Raw genomic sequence first — 21,327 nt, 5'->3', positions numbered from 1 at the left:
CAAGAAGGAAGACCTATGCAGCTAAACCTTACCGGACTGAATGTTGAGATAACCGACCCACTGCGCGAATTTGTAAATAACAAATTTGCCAAACTGGAACACTATTTTGATCGTATCAATCAGGTTTATATTGTTCTGAAAGTGGAGAAGGTGACGCAGATTGCGGAAGCAACCCTGCACGTCAACGGCGGGGAGCTGCACGCCACATCGGAAGCGGAAGACATGTACGCGGCCATCGACGGGTTGATTGACAAGCTGGCCCGTCAGCTGACCAAACACAAAGACAAACTGAAAAAACACTAACCTTCACGCTTGCAGAGTGCTGACGGGTTCAGCACTCAGAGGAGAAATGGGGCGGGTCACCGCCCCGTTTTGTCATCTGCGCAAGCGCCTGCAGTCACCTGCCCTGCCCGTTCGCGGTGTCCCGGTACGTGCCTTACGGCTATGTGAACACGCAAGTGAAACGATGATGAACAACGATCTGACACTGGAATTGAGCGCGGTCCTTTCGCTGGACTGCACCCGCAGCGGCGTACACTGCCAGAGTAAAAAGCGCGCGCTGGAAATTATCAGCGAGCTGGCCGCTAAGCAGCTCAATCTGCCGCACCAGACGCTTTTTGAAGCCATCCTGACCCGTGAACGCATGGGCAGTACCGGCATTGGTAACGGCATCGCCATCCCGCACGGCAAGCTGGAGGAGGATACGCTGCGCGCCGTTGGCGTGTTTATCAGCCTCGACCAGCCTATCGCCTTTGACGCCGTCGACAACCAGCCGGTTGACCTGCTGTTTGCCCTGCTGGTGCCCGCAGACCAGTGCAAAACCCATCTGCACACCCTGTCGCTGGTGGCGAAACGCCTGGCGGATAAAACCGTCTGCCGCCGTTTGCGCGCGGCACAGAGCGATGAAGAGCTCTACGCCATCATTACAGAAGCTCAGGAAGATCACGCTTAAGCGACAGACACTTTTACCGGCCTGCGTGCCGGTTTAACACGGGAGAAATGTGATGGTGCTGATGATCGTTAGCGGTCGGTCAGGCTCAGGAAAATCAGTCGCGCTGCGCGCCCTTGAGGATATGGGCTTCTACTGTGTCGATAACCTGCCGGTGGTGCTGCTGCCGGAGCTGGCGAACACCTTAACCGAGCGCAATATCTCAGCGGCGGTCAGCATTGACGTGCGCAACATGCCGGAATCACCGGAGGTGTTTGAGCAGGCACTGAACAATCTGCCGGAAGCGTTCTCGCCGCAGCTGCTGTTTCTGGACGCCGATCGCAATACGCTGATCCGCCGCTACAGCGACACGCGCCGCCTGCATCCGCTCTCCAGCAAAAATCTGTCGCTGGAAAGCGCCATTGATGAGGAAAACGATCTGCTGGAGCCGCTGCGCTCGCGTGCCGATCTGATCATCGATACCTCAGAGATGTCGGTGCATGAGCTGGCAGAAATGCTGCGCACGCGCCTGCTGGGCAAGCGTGAGCGTGAACTCACCATGGTGTTTGAATCCTTCGGCTTCAAGCACGGCATCCCGATCGACGCCGATTACGTGTTTGACGTGCGTTTCCTGCCCAACCCGCACTGGGATCCGAAGCTGCGTCCGATGACCGGGCTCGATCGTCCGGTGGCGGCCTTCCTCGATCGTCACACCGAAGTGCACAACTTTATCTACCAGACACGCAGCTATCTCGAGCTGTGGCTGCCGATGCTGGAAACCAATAACCGCAGCTATCTGACTGTGGCGATTGGCTGTACCGGCGGTAAGCACCGTTCGGTCTACATTGCCGAACAGCTGGCAGACTATTTCCGTTCGCGCGGTAAGAATGTGCAGTCCCGTCATCGCACCCTGGAAAAACGCAAATCATGACCGTGAAGCAAACCGTTGAGATTCGAAATAAGCTGGGTATGCATGCGCGCCCGGCGATGAAGCTGTTTGAGCTGGTGCAGAGTTTTGATGCGGAAGTGCTGCTGCGTAACGAGGCCGGCACCGAAGCCGAAGCCAGCAGCGTGATTGCGCTACTGATGCTCGACTCCGCTAAAGGCGGTCATATCGAAATCGAGGCCAGCGGCCCGCAGGAAACCCAGGCGCTGGCCGCGGTGATTGAGCTGTTTGAAGCCGGTTTTGACGAAGATTAACCGCGTCAGTGCAGCTGGTAACGGTTGAGGAAGCCCTCGCCGCCCAGCTGGCGCATCTGGCGCATAATCCACTGCTGGCGCTGACGAATGTAGCCGGACGGTGCATCCGCGCGGAAGCGAATCGGATTCGGCAGCACCGCCGCCAGCAAAGCGGCTTCCGCCATGCTCAGCCGGCTGGCAGGCTTGTGGAAATAGCGCTGCGATGCCTCTTCCACACCAAACACTCCATTACCGAATTCCGCAATATTCAGGTACACCGTCAGAATGCGGCGTTTGGTCCATACCGTTTCCAGTCCCACCGTCAGCCCGGCCTCCAGCCCTTTGCGCACCCAACTGCGGCCATCCCACAAGAACAGGTTCTTCGCCGTCTGCTGAGACAGCGTTGATGCGCCGCGCATCCGTTCGCTGCCGTCATTGTCCAGCACCTGCTGAATGGCATGCACGTCAAAGCCCCAGTGCTCAGGAAACTTCTGATCTTCCGAGGCGATCACCGCCAGCGCCATCCACGGTGAAATCTCATCCATCCCCACCCAGTCTGAATGGGCGACATAATCGAAGCGTCCGCTGAACCACGCGCCAAGCTGCCGCTCCACCATTACCGCCGAAAACGGCACCGGCAAAAATGCGAACAGCACAATGCCGGCCAGCCACAGACCCAGCCATGCCAGAAGCACCCTGCCAGCCAGCCGCTTCAGGCGCTGGACCATCTTCCCTTTACTCTTACTCATGCAATCGTCTCTTACCGGTTCCCTGGATTAATCAATTACTCAGGTCATGATTTCAAATAGCGGTGATGCAAGCCGGAATTTTATCTCTGCGGCATCGCGACCACCAGCCAAACTCATTGCGCGGGCAACCATCGTTCCTCTATTAGAGCCAGTCGCATCAAGCACTTCCGGCAAAAAGGAATCGGTTCCATGCAGAAAAATCGCGCAGCGCGCACAGGCATAAATACTTAACCGATTGTGATACCGCTCACGTTAAACCTTTCACGATGTTTAACTATCATCTTTAGTAGTCAGTGAAGATGTTCATTGACAACCGAGACCATTCTGAAAAACACGGCGCAAATAGCGACAATTACGCTTCAGGCCAGGGCGCAACCTGTAAAACGTTTTACCGCCCATCCGGTTTACGCTAACCGTTCAATGCCCGAACTGGAACTTTCAGCCGGGGGTTTCCAAAACGTTTTGGATAACCGCCACAAAATCTGGTTATTCATTATTAGAATCAATAAGATGAGCATAAAAATGGCCGTTGCGCTGCGCTTTTTGCCGTTTCCCTTCGCCGCGCAGCGCTTTCCGGACCGCGACTGTGGGAAAACCAGGCAAAAAACCGAACATTTGCTCAAAAATAGTGCAATACGCCAAAGAAATTGATTCCTTGCTTGACTGTGTCAGCAAATTAATGTTTTCTGTATTTAAACGCTGCTCAACATCACACAATTTAATGAATCTTGTCACAAGCTGTGGCGAATTTGCTAAGGTGATTTTGAAGCGTTAACCAATACCACGCTGTTGCTTTTGTATTCGATTTCTAATAATAGCAGCAGCGCCCATTTCCCTGGTGTTGGCGCAGTATTCGCGCACCCCGGTTTCGACTGGGGTCATTTTTTTTCTGGCCCGCGCTATTTTTCACGCTCCGCAACCCAGTTCCGTAATACTTCAACGTCGTGCCGCCACTCGTGCTTCAGCTCGTCAACCCACTCCTGCACGTTATCCCACCAGGCCGGCAATTCCGGTGACTGAATCTGTTTCGCCAGTTTCTGCAGATGCAGCAGGCCGACGGAGCCCGCCGCGCCTTTGATCTTGTGCCCCTCTTCGGCGATGCCCTTCTGGTCACGCGCCATCATGTTGGAGTCCAGCACCTCAAGATAACCCGGCATCATCTGCTCGAACATCGTCAGGCTTTGGGTGATCAGCCCCGGACCAACCAGCTCGATATACTGCTCCAGCATGTCGACATCCAGCAGCGTGCGTGACTGTTCCGCGTCGGCGTCACTCACCACCGCTTCCGCTTCGGCCTGGTAATCCCAGAATTTCTTGATCATCGCGGTCAGCGCCGGCACCGCCAGCGGTTTGCTCAGCACATCGTCCATGCCGGCATCGAGATACTCTTTTTTATCCTTCAGCACATTGGCAGTCAGCGCGACCAACGGCGGCAGCGTCACGCCGGCGTGCTGCTGATGAATGGCGCGCGACACATCGAGGCCAGTCATGTCCGGCAGCTGGATATCCAGCAGCACCAGGTCGAACTCCTGCGGATCGAACATCGCCAGCGCCTCACCGCCGGTCATCGCCACCTCCACGCTGCAACCCAGCTTCTCCAGTACCGAGCGCGCCACAATCACGTTGAGCTCGATATCTTCTACCAGCAGCACGTGCAGCGCCGGCAGCGGCATGCTGTCGTCCTGATCCTCATCTTCCACTTCATCCGCCACGCGCGGCGCGTGGATTTCCACGGTAAAGCACGAGCCCTGACCCGGTGCGCTGCTGACGGTAATATCGCCGCCCATCGCCTGCGCCAGCCGGCGTGACACCGCCAGGCCAATCCCGGTTCCGGTGGCCGGTTTACCGCCGTGCTGATCTTTCACCTGGTAATACATGGCGAAGATTTTGTCCTGCTCTTCCTGCGGAATGCCCATCCCGGAGTCCTGCACCTCAAAGTGCAGCGTTTCGTCCTGGCGATAGGCGACGCGCACCACGATTTCGCCCTGCCGGGTAAACTTCACGGCATTGCCAATCAGGTTCCACAGAATCTGGCGCAGGCGCGTGCCGTCGGCGGAGATTTTGTGCGGCAGCGGCAATTCCGGTGCCATGACGAACTTCAGCCCTTTCGGCTGCGCCAGCAGGCCGGAGAGGTTTTCCAGGTCGGCGAGGAAGCCGGTGAAATCCAGCGGCTGGTTATCCAGCTGCACTTTGCGTCGCTCAATCTTGTCGACTTCAATCACATCATTAAAGATGTTGCCGAGGGTGATGGCCGAGACGTGAATGGTTTTCAGGTACTTCAGCTGCTCCTGGTTGAGATCGGTATCCAGCAGGATACGGCTTAACCCGACGATGCCGTTAAGCGGCGTACGCAGCTCGTGGCTGATGGTGGAGATAAAGGTGGTCTTTTCACGGCTGGCGTTCTCCAGCGCGTCCTGATAGCGCTTACGCTCGGTAATATCGCGTCCGAAGCCCATCAGGCCGCTGCGCTTACCAACGCGGTCGTAATACGGCACTTTGCGGATTTCAAAGCAGGCTTTGCGCCCGTCCGGATACTGTAGCCACTGTTCATAGGTGAGCGACACATTGTGGCGAAACACCTTCTCATCGGTCTCCAGCACTTTGGTGGCGGCATCTTCGTCATAAATGTCGCGCGGCGTCAGGCCAATCAGCTGCTTCTCGCTCAGCCCGGTGAGCAGTTCCATGGCGCGGTTACAGCCGGAAAACTGTTTGTCGATGTTGCGATAGAACACCAGGTCGGGCGAGGCATCGAGGAACGAACGCAGGAAGGAAGATTGCTGCTCCAGCTCAATCTGCGCCTGCTCACGCCGCGTCATCTCTTCGCGCAGCTTATCCATCACCTGCTCGCGCGCCTGCTCTGCTTTAATACGGTCGCTGATTTCCTGGTTCAGCTGGCTGATGGTCTCTTTCATCTGCTGATTCAGTTCAAGGTCGCGCGTGCGCATCTCCTCCAGCTTGTCCACCAGCTTCGACAACCGCTGGCGCGACTCCTCCAGCTGATCGACCACTACGGAGAGAAAGTAGACCGCCCACGGGGTAATCAGCAGGCCAAAAAACACCGAACGCACGACGTCGATACTTTCAACGTGGCCACGCAGCACCATGGTGACCGCCATCTGCACCACCATTGCCAGCACCACCAGCGCCGAAGCCAGCAGCAGCGAAAACCGCACCAGCCCGAGCTTGACCATTAAATCCACGTAGTACTGTGCTAAAAGACGAATCTGTTTCATTACGCGCTCCCTGAACGAATCTGGCTCATCATAGCGTAATTATCTGCGCGCTGCGCCGCCGCACGCGCCGTGCGGACTGACTTTACGCCCTGTTATGGTGCAGCAGCGCGGCGTTTCGCCGACGTTCCCGCCTTTATGCCTAAAGCGCTTGACTAATTCTGCCAACTGAATAATCTGGAGGGCCGCGCTTTTGCGGGTCCCGGTGCCGCGTGCCCGGCGCATCCGCTTTCTGCAGCCATCCCTCCTGATGGTTGCCTTCCGTTATTGCATATCCATTCAGCTTAAGTGCTGTTTTAATCACACCCCGGTTAATTAATTTTACTAATGGCAACCGCGTTTTGATTCAAATGTTCCGCCATAAGAAAAACAGATACATGCTGTGCACGAAACGGTCCAAACAGAATTTTGTGCTGGCATCCCTACATTCAACAGCATGGTCTGGAAATATGAGGCCGATCACACAGTGAGACGGCTCACACTTCATAAGGGAATCAGAAAGGTCAGATTGACATATATTTACGTAATAAAAACATAATAATCATACAGTTAAATCGCAAAAAGGCTGATTAACCGTAATAAAGCTGGCTATTTGACCTGAGTTCGCTTTCCCGATAAGTTGGAATTCCGCTGGATGCTTTCCAGTCGGGACTGTGTCTCGGCATATCTATGCAGCAAGAAGACTCCCTCTGGATGCAAGTTATCTCCCTTAGAGACCGGATTTTATGGACAGCCAATCAAGGACGTGAATCAGTGCCTTGATTGTCGTTGTCCGGTGTTGCGACGTCCGCGTAAAAGCGCGCGAAAACAAATTGATACAGCACGCAGCAGCGCTCTGTGCCTGAAATAATGCAGGTAATGTCTAAAGCAGTTTAAGGAGACCCTCAATGTCCACTCAACAACCTAACCCCTGGGGTTTGTATGATCCATCAGCAGGAAGCGACAGCTGTGGTGTAGGTTTCATTACCCGCAAGGACGGCGAGCAGACCCATGAAATCCTGCAGATGGCGCACAGCGCCCTGTGCACGGTACCGCACCGTGGCGGGATGTCTGCAGAGGGTGTGGGCGATGGCGCGGGCGTTAACGTTGACCTCTCCCTGAACTTCTTCCGTAAGCTGACCGGTCAGGCGCTGGAAGCGGGCCGCTTTGGCGTGGGCAACTTCTTTGTGCCAAAAGATGCGGCGCTGCGCGCGAACGCAGAGCGTCTGGTTGAAGAGACGCTGGCGGCTTACAATTTCCCGGTACTGCTGAAGCGTGATATGCCGCTGGACAACAGCGTCACGCGCCCGGCCGCACAGCAGTTCCAGCTGCCGATCGTGCAGTGGGTGTTTGCCGCACCGCAGGACGTTACCGAGCAGAGCGACTTCGAGCGCCACATTTACCGTGCGCTGCTGGACATCGAAGCACGCGCCTTTACCGAAAGCGAATTCGGCGGTCTTTATCCGCTGTCGCTGTCGTCGCGCACTCAGGTGTTCAAAGCCCGCCTGAACTCCAACGAAGTGATTCCTTACTTCAAAGATCTGACCGATCCCGATCATCAGGTGCGCGGACTGTTTTTCCATACGCGCTTCTCCACCAATACCGATCCGCATACCACAATGGCGCAGCCGTTCCGCCTGATGGCGCACAACGGTGAGCTGAACACGGACCGTAAAAACCGCATCGCGGAAGCGGCACTGATGCTGGCGCGCGGCAAAAAGATCGTGCGGCCAAAAGGCCAGTCTGACAGTTCGCGTCTCGATCAGAGCATCCACAGCCGTCTGATGGAAGATAACCTCGATCTGATCAACGCCGTGGTTTCAATGATGCCGCCGGCGTGGGAAAACGACACCTCGCTGTCGGCTGAAGTGCGCGCCATGCTGGAATACTTCTCGCTGTATGAAGAGAAGAACGACGGCCCCGCCGCGCTGATCTTCGGTAACGGCGAAGTGATCGGCGCACGGCTGGACCGTCTTGGCCTGCGTCCGCTGCGCTCCGTCGAAACCGCTGAGTACATTGGTGCGATGTCAGAAGCCGGCCAGATCGCCTTCCCACCGGAGAGCGTGCTGCGTCGTGGCCGTATCGAAGCTGGCGGCATGCTCTATTACGATCACAAAGAGAAACGCTCTTACACCACCGTGCAGGCGCTGGAAAAGCTGGCGGCGGAAAAAGATTATCTCTCCCTGGTGCAGGCGGCACGCGTTGAACTACAGCAGCTGCCGGAAGTGCCGGCAGAGAAACTCGGCTCGCCGCTGCGCTATCGCGGCGACCTGAAAACCTATCAGCGCTTTGTGGCTTACTACTACAACCAGGAAAGCTTCAAATTCATGATGGACCCGATGCTGCAAACCGGCGCTGAGAAGATCTCCGCGATGGGTTACGGCAACGCCATTAATGGCCTGTCCGATCATGAAGGCGGCATGGCGCACTACTTCTCGCAGCGCTTTGCACAGGTCACCAACCCGCCGCTCGACTCCATCCGTGAAGCGGACGGCATGACGCTGCGCGTGGCGCTCGGCGCCAAACCGCATCTCGGCCGCAGTAAAGGCCAGCAGATCATCGTGCCAAGCCCGATCCTGACGCACCTGGACATGCTGCGTCTGCGCGAGCAGAAAGTGGCGCCGTATGCGCGCTTCGAGATGCTGTATGAGCCGGTCATCGGTAAAGACATCGTCAGCCGCGCCGCCAACGCCAAAGCGCTGGAAAACGCTATCGATAACCTGGCGCAGCAGGTGGTGGATTTTGCCCGTCAGCAGGGCGGCATCGCGGTGATCACCGATCGCCATATCTCGTCAACTCATGCGGCCATTCCGATGCTGCTGATGGTGTCGGCCATCAACCAGCGTCTGGTGCAGGAAGGCCTGCGTCTGGATGTATCACTGGTGGTCGAGAGCGGCCAGAGCATCTCCTCGCACCATATCGCCGCCACGCTCGGCTTTGGCGCCTCTGCCGTGTATCCGCTGGGCGTACAGATGCGTGCAGAAGAGAAGTTTGGTGAAGGTGAAGAAGGCAACAAAGCGTTCAAACGCTATGCCAAAGCGGCAGAAAAAGCGCTGATGAAAACCATGGGCAAAGTGGGCCTGTGTACCGTTGAGAGCTACAGCTGCGGTGAGTTCTTCGAGCCGAACTTCCTCGATACCGAAGATCCGGTGCTGAAGAAATATTTCCCGAATATCAAAACTCCGGTGGGCGGCGCGGGCTTCCCGGCCATCGCGCAGATGGCGGTGGACTGGCACCAGAGCGCGCTGAAAATTCAGGGCGAAGCCGAAGTGCCGCTGCTGGGTCTGTTTAAAGAACGTGCCGAAGGCGCGGGCCACTCGTACGGCACCATCGCGGTGCGTACCTTTATTGATATGACAGAGCAGCCGATTCGCTTCGCTGACAAAGCGCGCGAAGAGGACAACTTTATCCGTCTGATGACGCTGGCCAGGCTGGACAACGCGTTCAGCATCAAAGCCGAGTCGTTTAAAGACAGCAGCTTCGAGCGCATCCCGAATGCGGTGATCGACAGCTTTGCTATCACGCCGGATTACCGTCAGTTCTCCAGCCTGATGCACGCTGAGCGTAAGCGTCGTCCGGCGGCGCTGCGCGACATCCTCGCGCTGCCGTGCGATCTGACCCACGTGGACAGCGAAGCCGAATTTGGCCGCAAGCTGGGCCGCTACTCGCTGGTTAACAACGGCTTCGCCATTCGCGGCCTGCGCTGTGAAGCGGTGAACGGCAGCCTCAACCAGTTTGAGCTGCGTCTGATTGATGCCATTGCCGGCCTGAAGCCGGAGAGCGAGCGTCTGGCCGCGCTGTCACGCGCGCTGAAAACCCGCTTTAACGATGAGATCGAAAGCAGCAGCATCACTGAAGGCGTGTTGCACATTACCGCTTACGGTCAGGCAGCAGACTATCTGGCAAAAATCTTTACCGCGCTGCCTTCGCTGCCGCTGGAAGAGATCCAGCCGGCGCACGAAATCACCCGTACCTTCGCCTCAGGCGCCATGAGCCACGGCGCGCTGGTCGCGCCGGCGCACGAAGCGGTAGCGCACGGCACCAATATGGTGGGCGGAATGAGTAACTGTGGTGAAGGTGGCGAACACTATTCACGCCACGGCACCATTCGCGCATCGCGCATCAAACAGCTGGCGTCCGGTCGTTTCGGCGTGTGGGCGGCTTATCTGGCCGACCCGATGCTGGAAGAGCTGGAGATCAAAATTGGCCAGGGCGCTAAACCGGGCGAAGGCGGTCAGCTGCCGGCACCGAAAGTGACGGTGGAGATTGCGGCCGCGCGTGGCGGTACGCCGGGCGTTGAGCTGGTATCACCGCCGCCGCATCACGATACTTATTCTATCGAGGATTTGGCGCAGCTGATCCACGACTGTAAAGCGGCGCGCGTACGCGTTATCGTCAAACTGGTGTCGTCTGAAGGCATCGGTACTATCGCAGTCGGCGTGGCAAAAGCCGGCGCAGACGTCATCAACGTCGCCGGTAACACCGGCGGCACCGGCGCGGCGTCGGTCACCAGCCTGAAATACACCGGGCGCGTGGCGGAAATCGGTATCGCCGAAGTACACCAGGCGCTGTGCGCGAACGGGCTGCGTGACAAAGTGCAGCTGCGCTGCTCCGGCGCACAGCAGACCGGCAGCGACGTGATCAAATCGGCCCTGCTCGGCGGCGACAGCTTCGAGTTCGGCACCACCGCGCTGATGATGCTGAAATGCGTGATGGCGAAAAACTGTAACGTCAAATGCCCGGCTGGCCTCACCACTAACGCTGAAGCCTTCGATGGCGATCCGCGTCAGCTGGCGCAGTACTTCATCAACGTGGCGCAGGAAGTGCGTGAGTTCCTCGCACGCCTCGGTCTGCGTTCGCTGCGTGAAGCGCGCGGCCGCTCTGACCTGCTGCACCTGATGGATCATCCGCTGGAAGTGGGCAAACTCGATCTGCGCGCCATGCTGACCGTGGTGCCGGAGCAGAAGATCGCTCAGCCGGTGTATCTGGAAAAAGATTTCGAGCTGGACGATGGCTGGGCAGAAGAGCTGAAAGCGCAGCTGGTTGATGCTGCCCGCCGCGAGATTACGCTGGGTAACGGCGTAACGCTGAATAACCGTAACAAGAGCGTTGGCGGTCAGCTGGCGATCGATATTGAGCGCATGCTGAACCACGAGCTGTCGGCGCAGCAGCTGGCCGCGCTGCCGGCGGTACTGCAGGATGACCGTGGCCGGAAATATCTGGCACCGCGCACAGTGCAGATTGATACCCGCGGGTCAGCCGGTCAGTCATTTGGCGCGTTCTGCAACGACGGCATGCAGATGAAGCATTACGGCACCTGTAACGATGGCGTCGGTAAAGGTCAGTGTGGCGGCGAACTGGTGGTGATGTCACCGGGCGGCGGCGCACAGGACAGCGACGGCAACGTGCTGATCGGTAACTTTGCGCTGTTCGGCGCGACCGGCGGTCGTCTGTTTGTTCAGGGCCAGGCCGGTGACCGTTTCGCCGTGCGTAACTCAGGCGCCACCGCGGTGGTGGAAGGCGTCGGCGACTTCTGCTGTGAATACATGACCAACGGCGCGATTCTTAACCTCGGCACCTTTGGTAAAGGTTTCGGTAACGGCATGAGCGGCGGCTTCGCCTATCAGTACGATCCGTACCGTTCCCTGGCCGCGCACGCCGCCGGTGATTCGGTGCTGTTCGGCTCCATCGCTGACGAAGACGAAATGGCGCAGGTGCACAAGCAGGCAGTGCTGACCATGCTGCACTGGCACCTCGAAGCCACCCAGTCGCCGCGCGCGGCGTGGCTGCTGGAGAACTGGGAAACCGAGTGTCAGCACTTCGTTTACGTGATGCCACGCTCGCTGCTGCTGTATCAGGACGGCGGCGAGATCCTGAAAGCGAAAACGCGTAAGGATTTGCTGGAAGAACTGTCCACGTCGCTGGCCGCGCATCAGGTTGCCAAGTTCAAATCAGCCTGGCGTGCGGGCAAAACCATCGCCGACGGTGCGGTACCGGCCTACGGCGCGACCGATACGCAGGAGATGTTTGTTCTGCTGAATAACTACACCGTTCTGAGCTTCGCGCAGCAGCTGGCGCTGGGCAAACTGCCGAAAGGCACAGCGGTGGAAGACGCGGCAGTCGAGAAAGCGGTTCGCAACCTGCTGATGACCGAAGATTTCGCGCTGGTCAGCAAACTGCAGCGTCATGCCCGTGCGGCCATTGAGAGCTACAGCGATGATGAGCTGGCAAGCCTGATCGCCGCCAAGCGTATGTCGGATTACAAAGCCGCGCTGACGCAGCGCAACATTCGCTCCATGGACAGCCTGGCAACCTATGGCTGGATCATTTATCAGGACGCCTGCAACCGTGAGGTGCTGGGCCATCTGCCTGATTTTGAAGAGCTGTTTGCACGCGCCGCACTGCCAGAGATTGCCGCCGCGGTCGGGAAACTCTCCTGATTGCGCTGCGAAAGAAGATTGATGACGATAAAACGGTTTGAGTACTGATATCCATGAAGATTCCTTACATTCCTGAAGACGCGCCGTTTAACGGCGAACAGAAATACTGGCTGGCGGGGTTTCTCGCCGGTCTCCACTCGCGCCTGCTGGTATTAGAAGACAAGCAGACCGCACCGGCAGCGGGCGCCAGCGCCACCACCCAGCTGCATATTCTGTTTGGTTCCCAGACCGGTAACGCCGAAGCGCTGGCGCAGACCGCAGCCAAGGCGGCGCGCGCTAAAGGCCTGGTGCCGGTAGTGCAGGCGCTGGGTGAAGTGGATCTGGATGTGTTCGCCACCATGCGTCATGTACTGATCGTCACCTCCACCTACGGCGAAGGCGAAATGCCAGACAACGCACAGCTGTTCTGGCAGGCCATCTCAGCCAGCACCGCGCCGCGTCTGGAGCAGATGCACTTTGCCGTGCTGGCAATCGGCGATACCGGCTACGACGGTTTCTGCCAGGCCGGTAAGTTCATTGATATGCGCCTGGAGCAGCTGGGGGCGAAACGCGTGGTGGATCGCATCGACTGCGACATCGATTACGAAGAGCCTTCCAGCGAGTGGATTGGCAGCGCCATGCCACAGTTTGCCGCCAGCGCGGGCAGCAGCGGTACGGTGCTGGAGAGCGCGCCGGAAGCGCCGGTGATCCCGGGCAGCAACAAGCAAAACCCGTACGCGGCGGCGCTGGTGACCAATAAGCGTCTGTCCGGCGAGCAGTCCGCCAAAGATATCCGTCACTTCGAATTTGACCTGAGCGACAGCGGCCTGAAATACGAAGCCGGTGATGCGCTGGGCGTGATCCCGGTGAACGATGCCGGGCTGGTGAGCCTGCTGCTGAGCGAGCTGAAAGCCGACTACGAAACCCCAGTGCCGGGCTTTGACCGTAACCTCGGCGATCTGCTGACCTATCAGTTCGAGATTTCTGAGCCGTCGCGCAAGCTGATTGAGTGGGTCGGACAGCACACCACCAACCAGGAGCTGCTGCACGTCCTGCAGCACGACGATAAAGATACGCTGGCCAACTGGCTGTGGGGCAAAGATACGCTGGATCTGCTGCAGCTCGAGCTGAAGCGTAATCTGTCGGTGCCGGAGCTGGTGGCGATGCTGCGTCCGCTGCAGCACCGTGCTTACTCCATTTCGTCCAGCTCGAAGGCGCACCCTAACCAGGTCCATCTGACCATCGCTTCCGTGCGCTATCACAGCGGTGGCCGCGAGCGTAAAGGCGTGTGCTCAACCTATCTGGCTGAACGCGTGCGTCGCGGAGAGAAGCCGGCGATCTTTATTTCGCCGAACAAAGCGTTCCGCGTGCCGGCGAACAATAACGCCCCGCTGATCATGGTCGGTCCGGGTACCGGCATCGCGCCGTTCCGCGCCTTCCTGCAGGAGCGCCAGGCGACCGGTGCTGAAGGTAAAAACTGGCTGTTCTTTGGCGACCAGCATCAGGAACATGATTACATTTACGCGGATGAGCTGGCGGGCTGGCAGCAGAGCGGTCTGCTGACGCATCTCGACCTGGCCTTCTCCCGCGATCAGGAAGAGAAGATTTACGTGCAGAACCGCATGCTGGAGAAAGGCGCTGAGCTGTACGCCTGGCTGCAGGAAGGCGCCTACTTCTACGTCTGTGGCGATGCCTCACGCATGGCGAAAGATGTCGATGCCGCGCTGTATGAAGTGGTGCGTCAGTTCGGTGGTCTTTCCAGCGAGCGTGCCGCAGCCTATATCGATCAGCTGAAGAAAGATAAGCGTTACCTGCGCGACGTTTATTAAGATCGGTACAAAGGGAGCGCTACGCTCCCTTTGGTCTGCTGCGCACTAAGCCGCGCCGCGACACAGGCATAAAAAAACGGGCTAATCAGCCCGTTTTTTATTTTCCGCGATTTACTTCACTACGCGCAGTGAAGGACGTCCACCGCGCGGCGGCGGTTCATCATCCGGTGAAGAGTCGTCATCCGTCGCATCGTCCGGACGGTCACCATCAATCACCGACATTAACGTCTCTTCCTGGCCGCCTTCCTGCTCGTCGCCGGACAGCTCATAAGCAGGCTCCGGTTCGAACATGGTGCCGGCGCCGTTTTCGCGCGCGTAAATCGCCAGCACCGCAGCCATCGGCACAGATACCTGGCGCGGCACGCCGCCGAAACGCGCATTGAAGCGCACCTGATCGTTGGCAAGCTCAAGGTTACCCACCGCGCGCGGCGCGATGTTCAGGACAATCTGTCCGTCACGAGCGTACTCCAGCGGCACCTGTACGCCAGGCAGATTGATATCCACCACCAGATGCGGCGTCAGCTGGTTGTCGAGCAGCCATTCATAAAAGGCCCGCAGCAGATAGGGACGGCGGGCAGTAAGTTGCGACATTTCCATAGATTAGCCCCGGGCTTGCAGGCGCATTTCACGTTCGGCTTCCGTCAAAGAAGCGAGGAAGGAGTCACGTTCAAATACGCGCGTCATGTAGCCTTTCAGCTCTTTCGAACCTGCGCCAGCCAGATCCACACCCAGCTGCGGCAGACGCCACAATAGCGGCGCCAGATAGCAATCAACCAGGCTGAACTCTTCGCTCATAAAGAACGGCGTACGTGAGAACAGCGGCGCAATGGCCAGCAGCTCTTCGCGCAGTTGCTTACGCGCGGCATCGGCTTCGGCACCGCTGCTGGTTTCAATGGTACGCATCAGGCTGTACCAGTCCTGCTCAATGCGGTGCATCATCAGACGGCTTTCACCGCGCGCGACCGGATAAACCGGCATCAGTGGCGGATGCGGGAAACGCTCATCGAGGTATTCCATGATGATGCGGGATTCATACAGCGTCAGTTCACGGTCGACCAGCGTTGGCACAGTGCGATACGGGTTGAGGTCAATCAGATCCTGCGGCAGATTATCCGTTTCAACCTGCTCGATCTCCACGCTGACGCCCTTCTCAGCCAGCACGATACGTACCTGATGGCTGAAAATGTCAGTCGGACCAGAAAACAGCGTCATTACCGAACGTTTGTTGGCAGCGACAGCCATGAAAACCTCCAAGTTTGTTCACAAAAAAATACTGCGAATAGCCAACCACGCGGCGACTCACCTGCTCATCAGATTCGCACACAGCCGGGCGTTACGGGCATTGTCCGGTCGTCCCGACAGGAGCACTATGCACAACGCCGCGACTCGCGGGCGCAAAGTGTCAGTCAGTTTACCAGATTTTAAGCAGCTTGTGGGGCGGGGATAATCATTTGCGGGCAAAATGCGGGGAAAGCTCGCGTTTTTGCGCTGAAAAAGCCGCGATTCAGGCAATAAAAAACCCGCCGAAGCGGGTTTTTTGAGCCAATTGTAACTGCCGAAGCAGCCAGCAATTAACGCTTGGAGAACTGTGGACGACGGCGTGCTTTACGCAGACCGACTTTCTTACGTTCAACCTGACGCGCGTCACGGGTAACGAAGCCCGCTTTACGCAGTTCAGAACGCAGAGACTCGTCGTATTCCATCAGAGCGCGGGTGATACCGTGACGGATCGCACCAGCCTGACCAGAAATACCACCACCTTTAACGGTGATGTACAGGTCCAGTTTACCAACCATATCAACCAGCTCCAGCGGCTGACGCACGACCATGCGTGCAGTCTCACGACCGAAGTACTGCTCCAGAGAGCGCTGGTTAATGACGATGTTACCGCTACCCGGCTTGATAAAGACGCGAGCGGCAGAGCTTTTGCGGCGACCAGTGCCGTAGTTTTGAGTTTCAGCCATTGCCTATAATCCCGATTAAATGTCAAGAACTTGCGGTTGCTGCGCCGCGTGGTTGTGCTCGTTACCTGCGTAAACTTTCAGTTTACGGTACATAGCACGACCCAGTGGGCCTTTTGGCAGCATGCCTTTAACCGCGATTTCAATCACACGCTCAGGACGGCGTTCGATCATCTCTGCAAAGGTCGCTTGCTTGATACCACCGATGTGGCCAGTGTGGTGATAGTAAATCTTGTCGTTACGCTTGTTGCCGGTTACAGCAACTTTGTCAGCGTTCAGAACGATGATGTAATCACCGGTATCAACGTGCGGAGTGTATTCCGCTTTGTGCTTACCACGCAGACGGCGCGCCAGTTCAGTCGCCAGGCGACCCAGGGTTTTGCCAGTTGCGTCAACAACATACCAGTCACGTTGTACGGTTTCTGGTTTAGCTGTAAAAGTTTTCATTGAAAAGCTTACCCAAATAAAAGTTACACGTTGGTGAAATCCCAAACGCTAAGTTAACGATTGAGGCTCACACGACCAATTCGCCCAGCAAGCCCACCCCCTCAGGTAGAGTTACCGGATCACACAGTTTTCCGGGAAAAGAAAGCCTGTGCTGTAACGTGGGGTCGCAAGATTATAGAGAAGTCGAATCTAAAGATCGACTCTTTTTGCGCCCGAAGCGGTGATTTCTGTTTGCCCCTCAGGGCAGGTGCGGCAGGCGAAGATACTCCTCGCTCTGCATCTCCTGCAGGCGCGACAGACAGCGCTGATATTCGAATTTCAGCCGCGTGCCCTGATAGATTTCAAACAGCGAGGTTTCTGCCGCCACCACCAGCTTGACGTGGCGCTCGTAGAACTCATCCACCAGCGCGAGGAACCGCCGCGCCTGGTCTTCCGTTTTGTAAATCATCACCGGCACATCGTACAGCAGCACGCTGTGGAAGCGGCGCGACAGCTCAATATAATCGTGCTGGCTGCGCCCTTCACCGCACAACGCAAGGAAGTTGATGGCCAGTACGCCTTCGTGAACGCCGAGCGTCGGCAGCTGGCGATGGTTAATCTCCAGCACCGGCGCGTCGCCGCGCGGTTTACCGGACAGCGCGCTGAACATGCGCTCCATCTCCGCGTGCGTCGCGTCGTTAAGCGGGAAATTCCACAGATGGGCCGATGTCAGGGTGCGCAGGCGATAATCAATGCCGGCATCGACATTCATCACATCGCAGTGGCGCTTAATCTGCTCGATAGCCGGCAGAAAACGCGCCCGCTGCAGGCCGTTGCGGTACAGCTCATCCGGTGGAATGTTGGAGGTCGCCACCAGCGTAATGCCGCGGGCAAACAGCGCTTCCATCAGGGTACCAAGCAGCATTGCGTCGGTAATGTCGGAGACGAAAAATTCGTCGAAACAGAGAATATCGGTTTCCGCTTTGAAACGGTCAGCGACAATCAGCAGCGGGTCGCTGTGGCCCTGCAGCTGCGTTAACTCTTCATGCACGCGTAGCATGAAGCGATGGAAATGCAGACGCAGTTTGCGATCGCCAGGAATAGACTGAAAAAACAGATCCATTACCCAGGTTTTACCGCGTCCGACGCCGCCCCACATATACAGGCCACGCACCGGCGCTTCATGGCTCTCCGGCGCTTTATTCATCAGCTTTGATAAGCGGCCAAACAGCCCTTTAGCTGCCGGCTGCGGCTGCTGCTGGCGGGCAATCAGGCCTTGCTGAATGCGATCTAAACGGGTGATGGCGTCACGTTGTACATCGTCCGGACGAAACTCGCCCTGCGACAGCGCCTGCTCATAGCGCGCAAGCGGAGATGAGGTTTGCATGGTTCTCTCAGAATCCCTGAAAAAGTCCGATTCACGTGTCGGTTGTCGAAAATTAGGCCGCTCTACACTAAGCGATACAGCCCGAGGATTCCACTTCCGATGGATTAACGGGTATAGTGGCTACTATTGAAGTTGAAACAGAAGCAATGCCCTACGAAGCAACGGAAATTACACGGGAGTCATTATGACCTGGGAATACGGGCTGATTGGTTTAGTGATTGGCATTATTGTCGGCGCGGTAGCGATGCGTTTTGGCAACAAAAAGCTGCGTGAGCAGCGCAGCATGCAGTACGAACTGGAAAAATCCAAAGCGGAGCTGGCGGATTACCGCGAAGAGCTCACCAACCACTTTGCGCGCAGCGCAGAGTTGCTGGACAACATGGCGCGCGACTATCGCCAGCTGTATCAGCACATGGCGAAAGGGTCGAATGACCTGCTGCCAAATCTGCCCGGCGAGAAAAACCCGTTTGCTTACCAGCTGACGGAAGCCGAGGCCGATAACGACCAGGCGCCGGTGCAGATCCCGCGCGACTACTCTGAAGGCGCATCGGGCCTGCTGCGCAGCGGCGAACGCACCACCCGCAGTTAATCCTTTTGGGGCACAGCATGGCTGTGCCCTTTTTGTTTTCCGAACGCTTATTACCAATAACTGTCACACTTCTTTTATCCCCCTTATCGCAGCGAGAGCGTCATAGCAATGAAAAAACCAGCACGACTGTTAAGCGCATTAGCCTTGAGCATTGGGATGAGTCTGGCGGCGACGCCGGGTGCCATGGCCACGTTGCCGGCACAGATTCAGGGACAAGCACTGCCAAGCCTGGCACCGATGCTGGAAAAAGTGCTGCCGGCGGTGGTCAGCGTGCATGTCGAGGGCACCGACAGCGGTCAGCAGGGCCAGGATATTCCCGAGCCGCTGAAGCGCTTCTTTGGCCAGGCGCCCGGCCAGTCTCAGCCACAGCCATTTGAAGGACTGGGTTCCGGCGTCATCATCGACGCAGCTAAAGGCTACATTCTGACCAACAATCACGTGGTAAACGGTGCGGATAAAATCAGCGTGCAGCTGAGCGATGGCAACGAATATGACGCAAAGCTGATTGGTCATGACGAGCAAACCGACATCGCACTGATTCAGGTAGAAGGCGCAAAAAACCTCACGCAGGTGAAAATTGCTGATTCTGACGCGCTGAAAGTGGGTGATTTCGCCGTGGCGATCGGCAACCCATTCGGCCTCGGCCAGACGGCGACGTCCGGCATTATCTCGGCGCTGGGCCGCAGCGGGCTGAATCTGGAAGGACTGGAGAACTTTATTCAGACCGATGCCGCCATCAACCGTGGTAACTCTGGCGGCGCGCTGGTGAACCTCAACGGCGAGCTGATCGGCATTAACACCGCCATTCTGGCGTCGAGCGGCGGCAACATTGGTATTGGCTTTGCCATCCCCAGCAACATGGCGATGAACCTGGCGCAGCAGCTGATTCAGTTCGGCGAAGTGAAGCGCGGTCAGCTCGGGATCAAAGGGACAGAAATGACCGCCGATATCGCGAAAGCGTTTAACGTCGATGCGCAGCGCGGAGCATTTGTCTCTGAAGTGCTGCCGAAGTCGGCGGCGGAACAGGCGGGCATCAAAGCGGGCGACATCATCACCGCCATTAACGATAAGCCAATCACCAGTTTTGCCGAGCTGCGGGTGAAAGTCGGCACCACGCCGCCAGGCCAGCAGGTGAAAATCGGTCTGCTGCGCGATGGCAAACCGCTGACGGTGACCGTAACGCTGGAACAGAGCGCGCAGAGCACCGCCAGCGCCCAGCTGATGTCGCCGGCGCTGCAGGGCGCCACGCTCAGTGACGGCAATACCAAAGCCGGCGATAAAGGAGTCAAAGTCGATACCATCGAAAAAGGCACGCCGGCAGAACAGGTTGGCCTGCAGAAAGACGATGTGATTGTCGGCGTTAACCGTACGCGGGTGCAGAGCCTCGCCGAGATGCGCAAAGTGCTGGAGGGCAAACCGCCGGTACTGGCGCTGAACGTGGTGCGCGGCGACGAGAGTATTTACCTGCTTCTGCGATAATCCTCGCAACGGGCGGACAAGCAGGTGTTTGTCCGCCCTTCTCGTGCTATTCTGCCCTGCGATCAACTCTTGCCTGAAATAACACCATGTTTCTTAAACTTTTACGTTCTGTGGTGATGGGCCTGATCGTGGCAGGTTTACTGCTTGTCGCGATCCCGGCGCTGCGAATGGGCAGCAACGTCACCTTTGATCACGACAGCAGCGCCGATGAAGCGCCCTTCAGTTTCAATCAGGGCGTGCGCCGTGCTGTGCCGGCGGTGGTCAACGTCTATAACCGCAGCGCGCACGGTAACAATAATCGCGGCATTACCACGCTCGGTTCCGGCGTCATCATGAACGCGAAAGGCTACATCCTCACCAACAAACATGTCATCAATAATGCTGACCAGATTATCGTCGCGCTGCAGGACGGACGCTTTTTTGAAGCGACGCTGGTGGGCTCCGACGCCATGACCGATCTGGCGGTGTTAAAAATCAGCGCCTCTAATCTGCCGGTAATCCCGATCAACGCCAAACGTGTCGCGCATATTGGTGATGTGGTAATGGCGATTGGCAACCCGTACAACCTCGGCCAGACGGTCACCCAGGGCATCATCAGCGCCACCGGCCGCATCGGTCTGAGCTCCTCCGGTCGGCAGAACTTCCTGCAAACCGATGCCTCGATCAACCAGGGGAACTCCGGCGGCGCGCTGATTAACTCGCTGGGCGAGCTGATGGGCATCAACACGCTGACCTTCGACAAAAGCAACGACGGCGAAACTCCGGAAGGCATTGGTTTTGCCATTCCGACCGCGCTGGCGACCAAAATTATGGATAAGCTGATTCGCGATGGCCGGGTGATCCGCGGTTATATCGGTATTACCGGGCGCGAGCTGCCGCCGCTGCACGGTCAGGGCAGCAACCTCGATCGGGTGCAGGGCATTATTGTCAGCGAAGTGACGCCGGGCGGTCCGGCGGATCGCGCCGGCATTCAGGCCAATGATGTCCTGCTGCAGGTGAACGGTAAGCCGGCGCTGTCCGCGCAGGAGACCATGGACCAGGTGGCGGAAATCCGCCCGGGATCGGTGATTGATGTGCAGGTGCTGCGCAATGAGCAGAAGATGACGCTGCCGGTTACCATCCAGGAGTTTCCGGAAGCGGCCAATAATACCTCGCCGTAAACGCACCCGGCC

The 21,327-nt window shown here is 57.5% G+C and carries 17 protein-coding genes; 10 read left to right on the top strand and 7 right to left on the bottom strand.

What is annotated here, in order from left to right; all coding sequences use genetic code 11:
* Positions 1–15 precede the first annotated feature (15 nt).
* The 4 genes from hpf to npr all read left to right on the top strand — a co-directional run bounded on the left by hpf (position 16) and on the right by npr (position 2,128).
* Positions 16–303, top strand: a complete 288-nt coding sequence (hpf, locus tag C1Y42_RS16260; RefSeq protein ID WP_010618250.1) for a ribosome hibernation promoting factor — start codon at positions 16–18, stop codon at positions 301–303.
* Positions 304–469: 166 nt separating this feature from the next.
* On the top strand, positions 470–952 hold the full coding sequence (gene ptsN / locus C1Y42_RS16255) for a PTS IIA-like nitrogen regulatory protein PtsN (RefSeq protein WP_031279741.1): 483 nt from the start codon (positions 470–472) through the stop codon (positions 950–952).
* A 52-nt stretch (positions 953–1,004) separates the two neighbouring features.
* Positions 1,005–1,859 (top strand): RNase adapter RapZ, encoded by an 855-nt coding sequence (gene rapZ, locus C1Y42_RS16250; RefSeq protein ID WP_021507744.1) that lies wholly within the window; start codon positions 1,005–1,007, stop codon positions 1,857–1,859.
* Positions 1,856–2,128 (top strand): PTS phosphocarrier protein NPr, encoded by a 273-nt coding sequence (gene npr, locus C1Y42_RS16245; RefSeq protein ID WP_058759594.1) that lies wholly within the window; start codon positions 1,856–1,858, stop codon positions 2,126–2,128. Before rapZ ends, npr begins: the two co-directional genes overlap by 4 nt.
* A 5-nt stretch (positions 2,129–2,133) precedes the next feature.
* Here npr and mtgA read toward each other — a convergent pair whose 3' ends face one another.
* Complete coding sequence (gene mtgA / locus C1Y42_RS16240) at positions 2,134–2,856, bottom strand: monofunctional biosynthetic peptidoglycan transglycosylase (protein ID WP_031279742.1); 723 nt, start codon at positions 2,854–2,856, stop codon at positions 2,134–2,136.
* Between the two features lie 306 nt (positions 2,857–3,162).
* Here mtgA and C1Y42_RS16235 point away from each other — a divergent pair, with 306 nt between their 5' ends.
* Positions 3,163–3,507 carry a hypothetical protein gene (locus C1Y42_RS16235; RefSeq protein ID WP_104093948.1) on the top strand — a complete coding sequence of 115 codons (345 nt, stop codon included), beginning with the start codon at positions 3,163–3,165 and terminating at the stop codon, positions 3,505–3,507.
* Between the two features lie 248 nt (positions 3,508–3,755).
* On the opposite strand, the gene arcB is transcribed toward C1Y42_RS16235, so the two are convergent.
* Positions 3,756–6,089 carry an aerobic respiration two-component sensor histidine kinase ArcB gene (gene arcB, locus C1Y42_RS16230; RefSeq protein WP_058759597.1) on the bottom strand — a complete coding sequence of 778 codons (2,334 nt, stop codon included), beginning with the start codon at positions 6,087–6,089 and terminating at the stop codon, positions 3,756–3,758.
* Positions 6,090–6,973: 884 nt separating this feature from the next.
* Between arcB and C1Y42_RS16220 the strand changes: the two genes are divergently transcribed.
* Entirely contained in the window at positions 6,974–12,505 is a 5,532-nt protein-coding gene (locus C1Y42_RS16220) for a glutamate synthase-related protein (protein WP_104093946.1), read from the top strand.
* Positions 12,506–12,558: 53 nt separating this feature from the next.
* Positions 12,559–14,313, top strand: a complete 1,755-nt coding sequence (locus C1Y42_RS16215) for a sulfite reductase subunit alpha (protein ID WP_058770697.1) — start codon at positions 12,559–12,561, stop codon at positions 14,311–14,313.
* 111 nt (positions 14,314–14,424) lie between these two features.
* Here the strand turns inward: C1Y42_RS16215 and sspB are convergent, their stop codons facing one another.
* The 5 genes from sspB to zapE all read right to left on the bottom strand — a co-directional run bounded on the left by sspB (position 14,425) and on the right by zapE (position 18,087).
* Positions 14,425–14,910 (bottom strand): ClpXP protease specificity-enhancing factor, encoded by a 486-nt coding sequence (gene sspB, locus C1Y42_RS16210; RefSeq protein WP_021507752.1) that lies wholly within the window; start codon positions 14,908–14,910, stop codon positions 14,425–14,427.
* 3 nt (positions 14,911–14,913) lie between these two features.
* Positions 14,914–15,555 (bottom strand): stringent starvation protein SspA, encoded by a 642-nt coding sequence (gene sspA, locus C1Y42_RS16205; RefSeq protein WP_021507753.1) that lies wholly within the window; start codon positions 15,553–15,555, stop codon positions 14,914–14,916.
* Between the two features lie 329 nt (positions 15,556–15,884).
* The gene (rpsI, locus tag C1Y42_RS16200) at positions 15,885–16,277 is read right to left on the bottom strand and encodes a 30S ribosomal protein S9 (RefSeq protein ID WP_021507754.1); all 393 of its coding nucleotides are present in this window, start codon (positions 16,275–16,277) and stop codon (positions 15,885–15,887) included.
* A gap of 15 nt (positions 16,278–16,292) precedes the next feature.
* The gene (gene rplM, locus C1Y42_RS16195) at positions 16,293–16,721 is read right to left on the bottom strand and encodes a 50S ribosomal protein L13 (RefSeq protein ID WP_021507755.1); all 429 of its coding nucleotides are present in this window, start codon (positions 16,719–16,721) and stop codon (positions 16,293–16,295) included.
* A gap of 238 nt (positions 16,722–16,959) precedes the next feature.
* A complete protein-coding gene (gene zapE, locus C1Y42_RS16190) occupies positions 16,960–18,087 on the bottom strand; it encodes a cell division protein ZapE (RefSeq protein ID WP_058759600.1) in 1,128 nt (375 codons plus the stop codon).
* Between the two features lie 184 nt (positions 18,088–18,271).
* Here zapE and zapG point away from each other — a divergent pair, with 184 nt between their 5' ends.
* The 3 genes from zapG (at position 18,272) to degS (ending at position 21,315) form a co-directional block, all read left to right on the top strand.
* The gene (gene zapG, locus C1Y42_RS16185; protein ID WP_021507757.1) at positions 18,272–18,676 is read left to right on the top strand and encodes a Z-ring associated protein ZapG; all 405 of its coding nucleotides are present in this window, start codon (positions 18,272–18,274) and stop codon (positions 18,674–18,676) included.
* A gap of 108 nt (positions 18,677–18,784) precedes the next feature.
* On the top strand, positions 18,785–20,155 hold the full coding sequence (gene degQ / locus C1Y42_RS16180) for a serine endoprotease DegQ (RefSeq protein WP_031279744.1): 1,371 nt from the start codon (positions 18,785–18,787) through the stop codon (positions 20,153–20,155).
* Between the two features lie 86 nt (positions 20,156–20,241).
* Entirely contained in the window at positions 20,242–21,315 is a 1,074-nt protein-coding gene (gene degS, locus C1Y42_RS16175; RefSeq protein WP_021507759.1) for an outer membrane-stress sensor serine endopeptidase DegS, read from the top strand.
* Positions 21,316–21,327: the final 12 nt, after the last annotated feature.

Origin of the sequence: Pantoea sp. ICBG 985 (assembly GCF_002928365.1) — a bacterium.
Lineage (GTDB): Bacteria > Pseudomonadota > Gammaproteobacteria > Enterobacterales > Enterobacteriaceae > Pantoea > Pantoea dispersa.
This window is presented reverse-complemented; position numbering and strand designations above follow the sequence as displayed.

Coding starts and splice junctions, on each gene's coding strand:
- hpf (WP_010618250.1), top strand. CDS start 16: ATGCAGCTAAACCTTACCGGACTGAATGTTGAGATAACCGACCCACTG.
- ptsN (WP_031279741.1), top strand. CDS start 470: ATGAACAACGATCTGACACTGGAATTGAGCGCGGTCCTTTCGCTGGAC.
- rapZ (WP_021507744.1), top strand. CDS start 1,005: ATGGTGCTGATGATCGTTAGCGGTCGGTCAGGCTCAGGAAAATCAGTC.
- npr (WP_058759594.1), top strand. CDS start 1,856: ATGACCGTGAAGCAAACCGTTGAGATTCGAAATAAGCTGGGTATGCAT.
- mtgA (WP_031279742.1), bottom strand. CDS start 2,856: ATGAGTAAGAGTAAAGGGAAGATGGTCCAGCGCCTGAAGCGGCTGGCT.
- arcB (WP_058759597.1), bottom strand. CDS start 6,089: ATGAAACAGATTCGTCTTTTAGCACAGTACTACGTGGATTTAATGGTC.
- C1Y42_RS16220 (WP_104093946.1), top strand. CDS start 6,974: ATGTCCACTCAACAACCTAACCCCTGGGGTTTGTATGATCCATCAGCA.
- C1Y42_RS16215 (WP_058770697.1), top strand. CDS start 12,559: ATGAAGATTCCTTACATTCCTGAAGACGCGCCGTTTAACGGCGAACAG.
- sspB (WP_021507752.1), bottom strand. CDS start 14,910: ATGGAAATGTCGCAACTTACTGCCCGCCGTCCCTATCTGCTGCGGGCC.
- sspA (WP_021507753.1), bottom strand. CDS start 15,555: ATGGCTGTCGCTGCCAACAAACGTTCGGTAATGACGCTGTTTTCTGGT.
- rpsI (WP_021507754.1), bottom strand. CDS start 16,277: ATGGCTGAAACTCAAAACTACGGCACTGGTCGCCGCAAAAGCTCTGCC.
- rplM (WP_021507755.1), bottom strand. CDS start 16,721: ATGAAAACTTTTACAGCTAAACCAGAAACCGTACAACGTGACTGGTAT.
- zapE (WP_058759600.1), bottom strand. CDS start 18,087: ATGCAAACCTCATCTCCGCTTGCGCGCTATGAGCAGGCGCTGTCGCAG.
- zapG (WP_021507757.1), top strand. CDS start 18,272: ATGACCTGGGAATACGGGCTGATTGGTTTAGTGATTGGCATTATTGTC.
- degQ (WP_031279744.1), top strand. CDS start 18,785: ATGAAAAAACCAGCACGACTGTTAAGCGCATTAGCCTTGAGCATTGGG.
- degS (WP_021507759.1), top strand. CDS start 20,242: ATGTTTCTTAAACTTTTACGTTCTGTGGTGATGGGCCTGATCGTGGCA.